Here is a 15730-nt window from a genome sequence, read left to right as displayed (position 1 = left end):
TTTCATTCGAAATATGCTTTAAGAAAAATAATCGTTTTGGCAATCAAAACCAAACGTCACTAAACCTGAACTTGGGATATTACCTATTCAATGAAGGCTAGCTCCGGTATGGAAATGACAAAGGGAATAGTCCGATAAAAATAAAGCCTGTCCGAATAAATCGGACAGGCTCGTGGTCAATTTGTCTATCGTTTAAAAAAGATCTTTAGAAAGGAAGATCGTCTTCCTCACCTGGAGCATTGTTCAAATCTGCTGGTGGAGCATAAGCTGGCGTTGCTGCAGCTGCTCCTGGAGTTAAGGCATTGATACGCCATACCACCAAGCTATTGAAATATGATGTTTTTCCTGTTTTATCAGTCCATGGACGACCGCGTAAGTTAAAAGAAACTTCCACATCATCACCAGTTTTTAAGCTATCGAATAAAGCTGTTTTATCTTGTAAAGCTTCAAACCTGATGTATTCAGGATAAGTAGGATTTTCTGCGTATTCTATAATCAGGTCACGTTTCTTAAAAGTCTCACTCACCTGTTGTAATGCACCAATTTCATGCACTTTTCCTTTTATTTCCATAACAATTACTGTTTTATTCTCGTACAAAGTTCAAATCTCTATATTTTTATTGATAACTTCGCACAATATATTATGCAAGTTTTCCACACAAAAAGCAAGGTTATACTAACCTGCAACAAGCGATTATCGCCATACTTACAGGAAGAGGTTAAAGCCCTGGGCTACACTATTGTTAGGGACTTCCCTACGGGAGTGGAGTTGAATATAACCCTTACTGAGTGCATCAAGTTGAATTTAAACCTGAGGTGTGCCAGTCAGATTTTATATTGCTTAAAAAGCTTCAAAGCCAATAACCCGGAAGAATTATACCGGGAGCTGGTGGATATGGAGTGGGAATCACTGATTGATTTCTCGGGATACTTCTCCGTGACTTCAAATGTGGATAACCCAACCATCACGACGCCTCTTTTTGCCAATCTAAAAGTAAAAGACGCGATTGTAGACCGCATTAAAGACAAAAAAGGAATCCGTCCAAATTCAGGATCAGACGCCAATAAAGCAGTGGTACACCTTTACTGGAAGGACAGTGAGGCAGACATCTTTTTGGATACTTCCGGAGAAACCCTGGCCAAACATGGCTACCGTAAAATCCCTGGAAAAGCACCGATGTTAGAAGCATTGGCAGCGGGTGTAATCATGAGTACACAATGGGATCAAAAATCACCATTTGTTAACCCGATGTGTGGTTCAGGAACACTGGCAATTGAGGCCGCTTTACTGGCCACAAATCGTCGTCCCGGACTATTCCGTATGAATTACGGTTTTATGCACATTCTAGGTTATGATGAGGAGGTATTCTTTGCAGAGCGCCGTATTCTGAAAGAACAGGTGATTAAAAATATAGACCTAACAATTATTGCAACAGATCTTTCAGAAGATGCCGTTGAAGTGAGTCGCAAAAACGCGCAAACCGCTGGTGTTGATACATTAATCACTTTTGAAGTTTGTGACTTCGCAGAAACTAAAGTTCCTGAAGGCGGAAAAGGTGTTGTAGTTTTTAACCCGGAATATGGAGAGCGCTTAGGAGTACATTCCGTTCTAGAAGCAACTTACAAAAGAGTAGGTGATTTCATGAAACAAGAATGTAAAGGTTATTTCGGTTATATTTTTACCGGAAACCCAGACCTGGCAAAGAAAATCGGCCTTAAAGCCACCAAGAAGATCGAATTCTATAATGGCAAACTAGATTGTCGAATGCTCGAATATGAGTTATATGATGGTACCAGGAGAGCTGAACCAAAGGAGATTAAAGCGTAGATTAGAGAAAATGTGTTTTATTTTCTTTTTTTAAATCTATTCCTGTTTAGTTTACGTTTATACCTTTATACATCTAGAAATAGATAATAGAATAAACGTAAACTAAACTTCCCAAACTATGAATGACCAAATCGAGATTAACGTTAGAGAAATTCCTACAACGATCAAAAAGATCAGGAAAATCAAATCCTTAACACAGGAGTATCTTGCTGCAAAATTACACATCTCTCAAAATGCTTACAGTAAAATCGAGCTGGGTCACAGTAAGCTAACTGTAGAGCGATTATGCCAGATTGCCAACATTCTGGATGTCAAACCCAATCAATTACTTTATTTTAAACCTGCAGAATTCGTAGATGCCCTTAGGGTTTCCGGTTAATTCTCCACATCATTTTTTTATCGGATGATTTCAGATACTTTTGCAACAAAGCAGAATTATATGAATAGCATCCTGGAAAAAACCATCGCATTTGTTAAAAAAACATTAGCAGGGGCGGAAGCCGGGCATGATTGGTTTCACATTGAGCGTGTGTACAAGAATGCCCTGCATATCAATTTAACGGAGAAAGGTGACGAGCTTCTTGTAGCCTTGGCTGCGCTGTTGCATGATATTGCCGACCCTAAATTTAATAACGGTGATGAAGAAATTGGTCCAAAAATAGCCGGAGATTTCTTAAGCACACTAGGTCTCGATCCAGGACAAATACATCATGTTCAACAAATCATTAGGAATTTAAGCTATAAAGCCAGCTTAGGTACAGTTACCTTTAAATCTAAGGAACTGGATATTGTGCAGGATGCAGATCGCCTGGATGCCATTGGTGCCATTGGGATCGCCCGTGCATTTACGTATGGGGGTTATAAGAACCGAGTTTTATACGACCCAGAAATTGCGCCCAATCTCAATATGAGTAAGGAAGAATACAAAACTGCGACCACGCCTACCCTCAATCATTTTTATGAAAAGCTTTTGAAATTAAAAGACCTCATGAAAACAAATACCGGAAAAGAAATTGCAGCACAACGCCATGATTTTATGCTCGTTTACCTGGATCATTTCTATAAAGAATGGGAAGGAAAGATTTAACGTGGAATTTAAATCTAAATTGTAAATTGCCTGCATGAAGTTAAGCGTCCTCGTTCTAATTGCTGCATTTGCAGTAGGCCTATCGATTGGTTTGGTCAATTTCTATTTCCAACAAAGCTGGTATTTTATGGCGGTGTCTTTTGGGGTGGCTTTTATGACCAGTTTCATTGTATTTTATTATCTCTTGGAAAAATACATCTATTCTAAAATCGTGCTGATTTATAAACTGATTCACAATTTAAAATTAGGAAGAGACTTAAAAGATGCATTGGGAGAATATGTTAGCAGCGACCCCATCAATGACGTGGAACAAGAAGTGAAAGAATGGGCAGGTGCGAAAAAACGCGAAATTGATATCCTGAAAAAACAGGAGCAGTTTAGAAGAGAATTCCTGTCGAATGTATCTCATGAATTTAAAACTCCCTTATTTGCCATACAAGGATATATTGAGACTTTACAAGACTGCTTGACGGATGATCCGGAAATGGCAGTTAAGTTTCTGAAAAAAGCGGAGAACAATGTAGAACGCTTAAGCTATCTCATCAACGATCTGGATTCCATTTCAAAGTTAGAGACCGGAGAGATTCCGATAAACTATACAAAATTTGATTTTGTGTTGCTCGCTAAAGAGGTTATGGAAGGCCTTGAAGACAAGGCAAAAACAAAAAACATCACAATCTCCTTCAAGGATAAATACACACACCCGGCTTATGTAAATGCCGACAGGGAAAAAATTCGTCAGGTCATGATCAACCTGATTCAAAATTCCATCAAATATGGAAAGGAAAATGGTTCCACTGCCATTAAAATTTTCGAACTTCATGACCAATATCTGATTGAAGTGACCGATGATGGGATTGGAATTGAGGAAAAACACCTCCCTCGTTTATTCGAACGTTTCTACAGAATCGATTCTCACAGATCCAGACAAGAGGGTGGTACGGGACTAGGCCTGGCCATCGTAAAACACATCCTGGAGGCACACCAACAGATTATTTCGGTAAGAAGCACTTTACAAATTGGAACCACTTTTGCCTTCACTTTGCAAAAGATTGGTTAACAATGACAAAGCTTTTATAAAATAACTTAACACTTAACATTAACTTAACATTACACTCATACTTTTGTATCATATTTTATAAGTAGGATGGCCAGGGCATTATGCGGGTTTTCATCTAACAATTAAAACAAAATATAATATAACAGATGAATAGCATTTTTAAGTTCTTCACGCCAAAAGACAAAAAATTCCAGCCATTATTCGAGCAGGCAGGTAGTAATGTATTGAAAATTTCTGAAGCCCTATTGCTTGCCCTTAGTGCAACAGATCTGGAAAGAAGAAAAGAATACATTAAAGAAGTGGAACGTTTAGAGCATGTTGGTGACGACATTACCCATTCTATCTTCTTAGAATTAAGCAAAAACTTCATTACTCCATTCGACAGAGAAGATATCCATGCATTAGCGAGTGCCGTTGATGATATTGCGGATTATATTCATGCATCTGCGAGTAACATTGAGCTGTATAATATTGTTCATATTGGTGATGCGATGATCAAATTAGCAGAATTGCTGGTTGAGATGTGTACCGATTTGGATAAGGCAATTAAAGAATTGAGAAGTTTCAAAAACATCCGTGTGATTGCTGATGCTTGTGTGAGAATCAATAGCGGTGAGAATCAAGCTGACTATGTAACGAACCTTGCGATTGCTCGTTTATTTGAATTTGAGACTAATGCAATTGAATTAATCAAACAAAAAGAAGTACTGCAGACCTTAGAAATGGCTACAGATAAATGTGAAGATGCAGCAAATGTGTTGGAATCTATTTTGGTAAAGAACGCTTAATCCTTCAAAAAAATGGTAACTACCTTATTGGTCGTTGTAATTGTCCTGGCAATTGCCTTCGATTATATCAATGGCTTTCACGATGCAGCAAATTCTATTGCAACCATTGTATCAACGAAAGTATTATCGCCTTTTCAGGCAGTGTTATGGGCCGCTCTCTTTAATTTCGCTGCATATTTTTATTTCACTGACCATAAAGTAGCCAATACAATTGCGAAAACGGTAGTGGAAAACTTTATCACACTAGAAGTGATCCTGGCCGGCCTTTTAGCTGCCATCACCTGGAATCTTTTTACTTGGTGGTTCGGTATTCCTTCCAGTTCATCGCATACCCTGATTGGTGGTTTTGCTGGAGCTGGTATGGCGAAAGCAGCAACATTAGGAGTCGGCGTAATGTCGGCAATTAACCTTGCGCCAATTCTGAAAGTAGTGGCCTTTATTGTGCTTGCTCCGGTGATCGGTATGGTGATCTCCGTGATTATATCTATTATTATCCTACATATTTCCAAAAATGCACGCCCATCTGTTGCAGAGAAATGGTTCAAAAGACTTCAATTGATCTCTTCTGCTGCCCTAAGTTTTACGCATGGTGGTAACGATGCTCAAAAAGTAATGGGGATCATCTACGTAGCGATGGTTGCTGCAAATGTCCTTAAAACTGGTGACACCATGCCAGAATGGATTCCAATCTCTTGTTATGCGGCAATCGCATTAGGTACCATGAGTGGTGGTTGGAAAATTGTGAAAACAATGGGTTCTAAAATCACAAAAGTGAACGCCTTTGAAGGGGTAGCCGCAGAAACTGCTGGTGCCGTAACCTTAGGAATCACAGAACACTTTGGTATTCCAGTATCTACTACGCATACGATCACAGGATCTATCGTTGGGGTAGGTTTATTGAAAAGAGTATCCGCAGTACGTTGGGGAGTTACAGTAAGTTTACTATGGGCATGGGTACTGACTATTCCGGTATCAGCTACACTTGCAGCACTTGTTTACAGTGTAATCCACCTCTTCTTTTAATACGTCAAATTTGAATCGTTGCTGATCAAAAGCAGCTAGCAAAAATCATATTGGGAGTATCTCCCATAAAAAAACCGGAACACTTGTTCCGGTTTTTTTATGTCTATGAATTTCAGGACTGCTCCCTGACAGGAATTTGATCTTGATAAGATGCCAATTAAAATTTAACCCCTAACTGTACTCTTCCTTCTGGATTAAATGGCTGTTCCCATTTAGGTCCTTCTGAAATCAGCCTGATGGCTTCTTTATCATACTTCGCTCCAGGGGTTCTTAGTATTTTGAAATCATAAGGCTTACCATCTTTTCCAATCAGGAAGCTGACCTGTACTGTGGCACCAAGCGTATGCGCTTTCGTCAGGCGATTGTTCTGCTCCAGATACTGATTGTACTTATCCCAGCCACCCACCGGGATGAATGCTGCCCCAATCATCAGGTCCTTTTTTAAGGTCACACCAATCGGTTCATTTAATCTGGCAACTAATCTATTAGGCGCAAAACCAGGGTGACTTACCGCAAGGGTATAGTCTTTCATGATGCTATCTGCGGGTATTTTAAATTCACCGTTGGCATCTGTCATTGTTACATTTCCAGCTGTTCCTTGTACAATTTTCACCGCCGCACCAGCTACAGGTTTTCCATCTAGCTCAGAAACTACTTTCCCCGCTAACAATAGAGCTGGCACTGCCCTCATTCGTGCAGATTTTGCCATCGGACTGGCATAAGCACTTTGCGTTGCGGCCATGACTATAGCTGCGGTTTCTGTTTGTTCTGCTACGGGTATCGCAACTTCATTTAAATTAGCTGTTGCTTTTTTCTTTGTATTTGCGGCATAGCTATTGGTTTTTGCCTTCTGGAATGCTTTATCTACTATTTCCTTCTTGCGCTGGCCAGCTACTGATGATCCCGCAAATGCGCTAGCGGCGACTGAAGGATCATTATTCTTATTTTTCACCAATGCTTCCTTGGTTGTCGAAGCCGAAACAGCATCTGCTGAAGGAATTTCAACCGATGAACCTTCGGGCTTTATATTGACCTCAACTTCTTTTCCTTGTTTGGCCAATTGATTTTGTTGTGCCACTTCTTTCATCCAGAAGATAATACTCACTCCAATAAACAATACTGCTGCAGTTGCCGCAATACTCAACCGCTGCCAGGTAATTACTTTTGTTTTCTTAGCCACATGATGCTCGGCAACCCGTTCCTTCAACTGCTTTTGTAATAAAGAAATTGACGCCAATGACCGTTTAGGCGAGGCACTAAGTCCGGCCAAAGCTTCGGCTACAAAGGGATCTTCCAGTGCCTCACGCTCTACCCTATTCATCGCTTTTGCGTCAAGCTTACCGTCCAGATAATCCTCTAAGACTCCTATATCTAACCAATCGTTATTCACCACTATTTTTTTCTATACAAATTTTCAAGTTCCGCTTTCCATTTTGGATATAGCTCTTTACCTTCAACATATCATATCCGGTAAGATCTGCAACTTCTTTATAACACTTCTCTTCCAAATAGAACAATTGCACGCTGATGCGCTGTTCTTCTGGTAATTTCTCGATACACCGCTCCATCACCGTTAGTTGCTCTTCCTTTGTATCATCTATATCAAGATGCACAAATTCTGTGTTTTCCACAAAAGTCTCGTCCATAGAGACGGTTGTATGCTTGGAATTTTTACGGATGGCCATTAAACAGTAATTCCTGGATAACACATGAAGCCAGCTTTTGAAATTCTGCACTTCATGGATTTTTAATTTAACGACCAGTTCTTCGAAGATCTGCATGACTGCATCTTTACTTTGCTCTTCATCTTTCAGGTAATTGAGGCAAACCCCAAAAACCAAGTGCATGTATTTATTGTAAAGTTGGCCCAATGCCCCCAGGTCGCCACTGATTTTATATCGGGCAATCAAAGCAGCATCATCCTGCTCCTGGATTCTGGTATTGTTTTTAATAAATTTCAATTGGCGTCTGGAACATAATTCGATCAAGTATAAAAATATTTTCTGATAAAGGTGTGGAAATTCTTTAAAGCTTACATCATTCTGTAAATCAACGAAATTATGAAAAAGCTATTCTTCCCCATTTTCCTTGTGCTTATACTTCTTGGATTTAATGCTGCAGCATTAAAAAAAATAGAAGGCACAGTAACCGAGATTGGTCATAAAAAACCTATTACCGGTGTACGGGTCAGTAATATCTCTGGCAGTAAACAAGTATGGACCGATAAAGATGGTCATTATGTGATCCTTTTAGAAAATGGGGATCAGGAATTATGCTTTGATAAATCCGGCTATCTATCCCAACGACTCAGCATCGTTAAGAAAACCATATTGAATGTTCAAATGAGCTTAGGGATGGAGCAACACGAACCTATCATGAACGAAATCAGCATCATCAACCAGAGTGCACAGGCAAATGCTTCAAATATGGTCCTGACAAAAGGCCCACAAAAGACTATTATGATACGTGGCCTGGCCAGTCCTAATTACGGACAAAAAAAGTATGATAGTCACCTGGGAATGGGCATGAATATCATTGGCCATTATGGAAATACAGAAAGTTATGCGGCTATTGCGGAGAACACCTTTCTGGCGCCCAATAAAACGCCGCTTTCTACTTTTTCAATAGATGTAGATGGGGCGGCTTACAGCAATATACGCCGTTACTTGAACAACGGTGGATTGCCTCCCAAAGATGCGGTCAGGATTGAGGAAATGGTCAATTATTTTGATTACGACTATCCGCAACCAAGCGGAGCTGATCCGGTAAATATCCTGACCGAAATCGCCACGGCACCATGGAATCCCCAGCATAAACTGGTAAAAATCGCCTTACAGGCAAAGAAAATACAAACAAACCGCTTGCCGGCTGCCAATTTGGTATTCCTGATAGATGTATCAGGCTCAATGGCTCAACCTAATAAATTGCCTTTACTCGTTTCTTCTTTCAAATTATTGACAGATCAATTGCGTCCTGAAGACCGAGTGGCAATTGTGGTTTATGCCGGAAGATCGGCTTTGGTTCTTCCTTCAACACCTGGTTCTGCAACTACAACCATTAAAGATGCGCTGAACAAATTAGAGGCAGGAGGTGCCACTGCCGGCGGACAAGGTTTAGAAATGGCCTATAAAGTCGCAGCAGAAAATTTCATCAAAAAGGGGAACAATAGGGTCATCCTTGCCACGGATGGAGATTTCAACGTTGGCCTTTCCAGCGACAAGGAAATGGAAACACTAATTGAAGAAAAAAGAAAAAGCGGGATCTTCCTAACCGTATTGGGTTATGGAATGGGCAACATCAAGGACAGCAAAATGGAGACGCTTGCCAATAAAGGCAATGGCAACTATGCTTATATCGACAACATTACAGAGGCCAGAAAAGTATTGATCAATGAGTTTGGCGGCACTTTATTTACCGTCGCAAAGGATGTGAAATTACAGGTAGAATTTAACCCTTCGAAAGTTCAGACCTACCGATTAATCGGTTATGAAAACCGCTTGTTGGAAGACAAAGACTTTAATGACGACCGTAAAGATGCGGGTGAAATGGGTGCCGGACACACGGTCACTGCTTTTTATGAAATTATTCCTTATGGCGTTAAAAGTAGCTTTACTCCTTCTATTGATCCTTTAAAGTATCAGGAGAATAAAATATTAGGCAGCAACAGCAGCAGTCCGGAAATGTTAACCGTAAAACTTCGCTATAAACAACCTGATGGCGACAAAAGCAAGTTGCTGCAAAAAGCAGTGTTAGATACGTCCTTCCCATTTAGCGGTGCCAGTGATAATTTCCGATTTGCTGCCGCTGTGGCAGAGTTTGGCCTGTTATTACGCCAATCGGAGTTTAAACAAGGAGCTAATTTTGCGCAGGTGATTCGCCTTGCGCAGGATGCACAGGGTAAGGATACAGAAGGTTACCGTGCAGAGTTTATAAAATTAGTAAAGTCGACCGCCTTATTGGCCAAAGATTTGCTTAGTATTGAAAACACAAACAAATTCAATGAAAAAAAATAGCATCTATTTGATCGCCACTTGCTTAATTAGTCTTAGCAGTATCGAAGCTCAAAGTCAAACAAAACTTGGTAATATTTTAAAAAAAGTAACCGCAGCCACAAAACCGGCAACAAGCAATAAATCAAATACCCTGACCGGCACATCAGGCACTCCCAGCACTTCCGAAATCGGCCTTGGGATTAAAGAAGCTTTAGAGTTAGGGATCGGCAGAGGTGCAGATCTACTGTCCGCCAAAGACGGTTTTATGGGCAATGCTGCTGTAAAAATCCTGTTCCCACCAGAAGCAGAAAAGGTAGAAAAGACCTTACGTAGCATTGGCTTAGGTTCCTTAGCTGACAATGTGGTATTGAGTTTAAACAGAGCTGCGGAGGATGCCGCGAAAGAGGCAAAACCGATCTTTGTTTCGGCCATTAAGCAGATGACAATTGCCGATGCGACCAATATTTTATTGGGTCAGCAGGATGCTGCAACCAACTACTTCAAAAGAGTAACCACTTCGCAGTTGATGGAGAAATTCCAACCGGTCATCACCAGCAGCTTGAGCAAAGTTGGCGCGGCAAAATATTGGGGCGATGCCACCAAACAGTACAATAAAATCCCGATGGTTAAACCGGTAAACACCGACCTTTCCAATTATGTCGCTCAAAAAGCGATCGACGGGATGTTTATCCAGGTGGCACAGGAAGAGCTTAAAATCAGAGACAATCTTGGCGCAAGATCAACACCGATTTTACAAAAAGTATTTGGTTATGCCGACCAGAAAAAATAATACACATGGGCTTATAAATTAATAATCAAGCCCATGCAACTACTAAACCTTATAAAAAACATTAGACAACTAATGAATAAAAGGTTACTTTTATAGGATAATACTAACAACATAGAAGTATATTGGATTTCAAAGATTTTAATTTTAACCCTGATTTATTAGAGGGTTTATTAGCCATGGGTTTTCGCAATGCGACACCTATTCAAACAGCCGCTATTCCGCTAATTCTAGATAAAAAAGATTTAATTGCCTGCGCGCAAACAGGGACAGGAAAAACCGGCGCTTACCTTTTGCCGATCATGAATATGATCAGCATGACAGAAAACCGTCACAACAATACCTTAATATTGGCGCCTACACGTGAGCTTGCACAGCAAATAGATTTACAGGTAGAAGCACTTTCCTATTTCACGAACATCAGCTCCCTAACGGTTTATGGCGGTGGAGATGGGATAGCCTATGAGCAGCAAAAACGCTCTATGCGCGAAGGTGTTGATATCATCATTGCCACTCCAGGACGTTTAATCTCCCATCTTTCTTCAGGACTACTGAAACTAGATCAGTTGCAGCACCTGGTATTAGATGAGGCAGACAGGATGCTGGACATGGGCTTTTATGATGACATTATGCGCATCGTGAGCTTCCTTCCAAAGAAAAGACAAACGGTATTGTTCTCTGCAACGATGCCTCCAAAAATAAGAACCCTTGCGGGTAGATTACTTCATGAGCCTGAACAAATCAGTATTGCGATTTCTAAACCTGCAGCGGGAATTAACCAGCAAGCTTACCTTGTTCATGACTCTCAGAAAGTAAAATTACTGACCGAATTGATGAAAAATGTAGACTTCCCGAGTATTCTGATTTTTGCTTCTACGAAGGAAAAAGTGAAGAATCTGGGTAAGGTTTTCCGAGGACTAGGATTCAAAGCAGAGGCTTTTCATTCAGATCTGGGACAAAAAGAAAGGGAGGCGATTTTATCGGAATTCAAAAATAAACGTGTTCCGGTATTAATTGGAACTGATGTATTGTCTAGAGGAATTGATGTAGAAGGCATTAGTTTGGTCATCAATTATGACGTACCCCATGATCCGGAAGATTATATCCACAGGATTGGAAGAACGGCCAGAGCCGCAACTACCGGTACTGCCATCACCTTGGTGAATGAAAAAGACAAGCGTAAATTTGCGAATATTGAAAAGCTAATTGACAAGACTATAGACAGAATGCCACTTCCTGAACATTTAGGACCAGTTACGGCGGATGCAACCGATGGTCTATCTTCAGAAAAGAAATATGACCGTAAGAAGCCACAGCGTAAAGTTTGGGGCAAAAAACCTAAAGGAAAAGGTTCAGCAAATGCAGGTTCTAGTACAACTGTTTCAGGGAGATCAGAAAGTCCGTCTACTGCTCATTCGGTTGCTGCAGGCACGGAAACAGCGACACCTGCTCCTGCAAATGTTCTTGTTAAGGAAACTCCTGCTCCCATCAGTGTAAAAACAAAAACAACTCCTGCGCCCGGCACTGCAACCCCTGTTTCAGGCACAGCAGCTCCAACAAAAGAATAGGAATTAAATTTACTAATTATGCAAAACCTACCTCCTTTAGCAGAGCGTATGCGCCCTCAAAATCTGGATGAATATGTGGGTCAGCAGCACTTAGTAGGTCCTGATGCCGTATTGCGTAAAGCCATTCAAAGCGGGCAACTCCCATCAATGATTTTTTGGGGCCCGCCTGGTGTTGGGAAAACTACACTTGCTTATATTATATCCCAAACTTTAGACCGTCCCTTTTTTAATCTGAGCGCCATCAATTCCGGCGTGAAGGACATTAGGGATGTGATCGACCGGGCGGCAGCGCTCAAAAATAGTTTCATGGGTCTTCCGATTCTTTTTATCGATGAGATCCACCGTTTCAGCAAATCACAACAAGACAGCCTATTAGGTGCCGTAGAAAGAGGATTGGTTACGCTGATTGGAGCTACTACAGAAAATCCTTCTTTCGAAGTTATCTCCGCTTTACTATCGCGCTCACAGGTTTATATTTTAAAATCCCTAGATGAGGAAGAACTTTCCGGTTTATTACAAACTGCAATCAAACAGGATAGCGTTTTAAAAGACAAAAAGATCACGATTAAAGAACACGAGGCATTAATCCGCTTATCTGGCGGTGATGCCAGAAAGTTGTTAAATGTGTTGGAAATTGCTATTAATGGCATTGGTGGAGATTCGATTGTGCTCACTAATGAAAATGTTTTAAAACATGCCCAGCAGAACCTGGCTTTATACGACAAAGCTGGAGAACAGCATTATGACATCATCTCGGCTTTTATAAAAAGTATTCGGGGAAGTGATCCAAATGCAGCTGTGTATTGGCTGGCTAGGATGATTGAAGGTGGTGAGGATCCTTCTTTTATCGCGAGAAGGTTATTGATCCTGGCATCTGAGGACATCGGCAATGCCAATCCCAACGCACTTTTAATGGCCAATAATTGTTTTCAGGCAGTCAATGTAATCGGCTATCCTGAGTCAAGAATCATTCTTTCGCAAGCCGTAACTTATATGGCTTCCTCCCTGAAAAGCAACGCATCTTATGAGGCGATAAATAAAGCACAGGCTTTGGTGAAACAAACTGGCAATTTACCAGTCCCATTACATATTCGTAATGCGCCAACGAAGCTGATGAAAAATATTGGCTATGGTAAAGACTACCAATATGCACATGGATTTGAAGGAAATTTCTCAGAACAGGAGTATTTTCCTGAATCGTTAAGTGGCACTAAGTTATATGACCCAGGAAAGAACCCTGCGGAAGATAAGCTGAGGGAGAAACTAAGACAAAACTGGAAAAACAAATACAACTATTAATATGCTTTCAACCTTTCTGGACCATCAATGGAAAGCCTTTTGGCGTTCAAAAAATAAAGGTGGAACAATTGCTACGCAGTTGCTCATCGGATTTGTAGTCTTATATCTACTGGGGGTTGCAATTTTCCTGGGGATCGGATTGGAAGGTTTTATTACTCAGATCTTCCCAAAAAAAGATGTATTTGAAGTTTTTAACGGTTTAATTCTTTACTATTTCGCTATTGATTTCCTCATGAGGATACAGTTGCAGGATTTGCCCACCATGAGCATTGTCCCCTACCTTCATTTGAGAATCCCAAAAAGAAAGATTGTTAACTTTTTAAATGTAAGTGCGTTGTTTTCTGCGTTTAACGTATTACCATTATTTTTGTTTCTGCCATTCTGCGCAACAGCAATATCTGGAGTTTATGGTCCATTAACTGCATTAATGTATGTGATTGCCATCTTTTCGTTGATGATCTTTAACAACTATGCGGCATTATATGTTAAAAGACTGAGTATTCAAAACTTGAAACTAGTTCCAATTCTATTATTGTGTATTGTTGGACTCGGATTACTGGAGTATTTTAAAATATTTTCTATTGCCGCGATTTCAAACGAGGTCTTTAGCTTTATTGCCGATCATCCTTTCGCCGCATTGGGTTTTACCACATTTGCAGTCATGATGTTTGTAGGAAATGCCAGGTATCTGCGCAGCAACCTATATGTAGAGGAGCTGAGCAGTAGTAAAGAGAAGAAGTCCAGCACAGACTATCCTTTTTTGGATCGTTTTGGAAAGGTTGGTGCATTGGTTGCTCTCGAAATCAAGCTTATCCTAAGGAATAAAAGAAGTCGCTCTGCAGTAACTATGAGTCTACTTTTATTATTTTATGGCTTCTTGTTTTATAAAAAAGATGTGCTAGACAAAGACAAGCTTGCCTTTATTCTTTTTGCCGCAGTTTTTATGACAGGAAATACCATCAGCATGTACGGCCAATTTATGTTTGGCTGGCAGGCTGCACATTTCGACGGCCTGATGGCGAATAAAATTGACATCAAAGACTTCATCAGGGCTAAGTTCCTATTATTCACATTATTCTCCACATTCATCACACTGTTATCCTGTTTATATGGATTCATGAGCTGGAAAATACTAGTGGTTCACTGTGCCGCGTATTTTTATAATATCGGAATAGGAACCGTCATTGTCCTGTACTTTGCCACGCGAAATTTTAAAGCCATCGATATTAGTAAAGGTGCGGCTTTTAATTACCAAGGTGTAGGTGCTAGTCAGTGGGTATTGGGAATCCCCTATTTTTTATGTCCATACTTGATCTTCCTTCCTTTTTCACTAACTGGCCATCCTTACTGGGGGATACTGGCCTTAGGGTTATGCGGCCTTGCCGCCTTTCTGACCCGTGGGTTTTGGGTAGATTTTTTAGTTAAAGAGTTTAATAAGAGAAAATACAAAATTGCAGCTGGCTTTAGAGAAAAATCATGATTTTAGAAATTTCAAACTTAAAAAAGACTTACGGTGACAGAACCGTGGTCAATATTGAATCCCTACAGATCAATGCTGGGGAAACAGTGGGCATTGTAGGTAACAATGGCGCAGGAAAAACCACAATGTTTAGGATGGTATTGGACCTAATCCGACCTACTGCCGGAGAAATTCGCTCTAAAGGGGAACTAGTTGATCGACATGACCAATGGAAAAATTATACTGCTTCTTACCTTGACGAGGGTTTTCTGATTGATTACCTCACCTCAGAAGAATATTTCATGTTTATCGGTGGACTCCATGAGATGACCGCAGCGCATGTTTCCGATTACCTTCTACAATTTCAAGATTTCTTTAATGGAGAGATCTTGAATAAGGGCAAGTACATCAGAGACTTCTCGAAAGGAAATCAAAACAAGATAGGGATAGCCGCTTCCCTCATGCAAAATCCGGAATTGTTGATTTTGGATGAACCTTTTGCAAACCTGGACCCAACAACACAGATCCGCTTAAAAACACTAATCCGTTCGCTAAAAGAAGAACGTCAGATGTCGACACTGATATCCAGTCATGATTTGAACCATGTCACTGACGTGTGTGACAGGATCATCTTAATGGAAAAAGGACTGATTATTAAAGATATACACAAAACAGAAAATACATTAAGCGAATTGGAAGCTTATTTTGCAGAGTAAAGACTGGCATTGTACAGAATTATAGTCAGTATTTTTCTCTTTTTAGCCAGGTTTCCCTACCTGGCTTTGCTTTTTGATGACATTTGCCTGTTAAATTATTCCTATGACACAATAATTTTACAA

The 15730-nt window shown here is 40.4% G+C and carries 14 protein-coding genes and 1 pseudogene; 12 read left to right on the top strand and 3 right to left on the bottom strand.

From position 1 onward, the window contains the following. Nucleotides 1-205: 205 nt before the first annotated feature. Nucleotides 206-571, bottom strand: a complete 366-nt coding sequence (locus tag GM920_RS19210) for a DUF3127 domain-containing protein (protein WP_062550689.1) — start codon at nucleotides 569-571, stop codon at nucleotides 206-208. Nucleotides 572-643: 72 nt separating this feature from the next. Here GM920_RS19210 and GM920_RS19205 point away from each other — a divergent pair, with 72 nt between their 5' ends. From GM920_RS19205 to GM920_RS19180, 6 genes are all read left to right on the top strand, one after another. Continuing rightward, nucleotides 644-1828, top strand: a complete 1185-nt coding sequence (locus GM920_RS19205; protein ID WP_182960512.1) for a THUMP domain-containing class I SAM-dependent RNA methyltransferase — start codon at nucleotides 644-646, stop codon at nucleotides 1826-1828. A gap of 118 nt (nucleotides 1829-1946) precedes the next feature. Continuing rightward, nucleotides 1947-2207: a helix-turn-helix domain-containing protein gene (locus GM920_RS19200; protein WP_182960510.1), complete on the top strand. Its 261-nt coding sequence runs from the start codon at nucleotides 1947-1949 to the stop codon at nucleotides 2205-2207. A 60-nt stretch (nucleotides 2208-2267) separates the two neighbouring features. Continuing rightward, on the top strand, nucleotides 2268-2915 hold the full coding sequence (locus GM920_RS19195) for an HD domain-containing protein (protein WP_182960508.1): 648 nt from the start codon (nucleotides 2268-2270) through the stop codon (nucleotides 2913-2915). A gap of 34 nt (nucleotides 2916-2949) precedes the next feature. Beyond that, nucleotides 2950-3975, top strand: coding sequence for a sensor histidine kinase (locus tag GM920_RS19190; protein ID WP_182960506.1), 1026 nt, complete (start codon nucleotides 2950-2952; stop codon nucleotides 3973-3975). Nucleotides 3976-4121: 146 nt separating this feature from the next. Continuing rightward, nucleotides 4122-4763: a DUF47 domain-containing protein gene (locus GM920_RS19185; protein ID WP_062550694.1), complete on the top strand. Its 642-nt coding sequence runs from the start codon at nucleotides 4122-4124 to the stop codon at nucleotides 4761-4763. Nucleotides 4764-4775: 12 nt separating this feature from the next. Then, nucleotides 4776-5786 (top strand): inorganic phosphate transporter, encoded by a 1011-nt coding sequence (locus tag GM920_RS19180; RefSeq protein WP_182960504.1) that lies wholly within the window; start codon nucleotides 4776-4778, stop codon nucleotides 5784-5786. Between the two features lie 157 nt (nucleotides 5787-5943). Here GM920_RS19180 and GM920_RS23945 read toward each other — a convergent pair whose 3' ends face one another. Then, on the bottom strand, nucleotides 5944-7176 hold the full coding sequence (locus tag GM920_RS23945; protein ID WP_182960502.1) for a carboxypeptidase regulatory-like domain-containing protein: 1233 nt from the start codon (nucleotides 7174-7176) through the stop codon (nucleotides 5944-5946). Continuing rightward, the gene (locus GM920_RS19170; RefSeq protein ID WP_182960838.1) at nucleotides 7169-7747 is read right to left on the bottom strand and encodes an RNA polymerase sigma factor; all 579 of its coding nucleotides are present in this window, start codon (nucleotides 7745-7747) and stop codon (nucleotides 7169-7171) included. Before GM920_RS19170 ends, GM920_RS23945 begins: the two co-directional genes overlap by 8 nt. Nucleotides 7748-7846: 99 nt before the next feature. Between GM920_RS19170 and GM920_RS19165 the strand changes: the two genes are divergently transcribed. The 6 genes and pseudogenes from GM920_RS19165 to GM920_RS19140 all read left to right on the top strand — a co-directional run bounded on the left by GM920_RS19165 (nucleotide 7847) and on the right by GM920_RS19140 (nucleotide 15607). Then, nucleotides 7847-9799, top strand: coding sequence for a YfbK domain-containing protein (locus tag GM920_RS19165; RefSeq protein ID WP_182960500.1), 1953 nt, complete (start codon nucleotides 7847-7849; stop codon nucleotides 9797-9799). Further along, a complete protein-coding gene (locus GM920_RS19160) occupies nucleotides 9786-10568 on the top strand; it encodes a DUF4197 domain-containing protein (RefSeq protein WP_182960498.1) in 783 nt (260 codons plus the stop codon). Before GM920_RS19165 ends, GM920_RS19160 begins: the two co-directional genes overlap by 14 nt. 122 nt (nucleotides 10569-10690) lie before the next feature. Continuing rightward, nucleotides 10691-11902: pseudogene (locus tag GM920_RS19155) on the top strand (DEAD/DEAH box helicase); the annotation flags it as partial. Nucleotides 11903-12151: 249 nt separating this feature from the next. Beyond that, on the top strand, nucleotides 12152-13432 hold the full coding sequence (locus GM920_RS19150; protein WP_182960495.1) for a replication-associated recombination protein A: 1281 nt from the start codon (nucleotides 12152-12154) through the stop codon (nucleotides 13430-13432). Between the two features lies 1 nt (nucleotide 13433). Continuing rightward, a complete protein-coding gene (locus GM920_RS19145; RefSeq protein WP_182960493.1) occupies nucleotides 13434-14912 on the top strand; it encodes a DUF5687 family protein in 1479 nt (492 codons plus the stop codon). Beyond that, the gene (locus tag GM920_RS19140) at nucleotides 14909-15607 is read left to right on the top strand and encodes an ABC transporter ATP-binding protein (RefSeq protein ID WP_182960491.1); all 699 of its coding nucleotides are present in this window, start codon (nucleotides 14909-14911) and stop codon (nucleotides 15605-15607) included. Before GM920_RS19145 ends, GM920_RS19140 begins: the two co-directional genes overlap by 4 nt. Nucleotides 15608-15730: the final 123 nt, after the last annotated feature.

The sequence above is a fragment of the Pedobacter gandavensis genome (assembly GCF_014172405.1).
GTDB lineage: Bacteria > Bacteroidota > Bacteroidia > Sphingobacteriales > Sphingobacteriaceae > Pedobacter > Pedobacter gandavensis.
The sequence above is the reverse complement of the archived record's forward strand: the minus strand, read 5'-3'. Positions and strand labels throughout refer to the sequence as shown.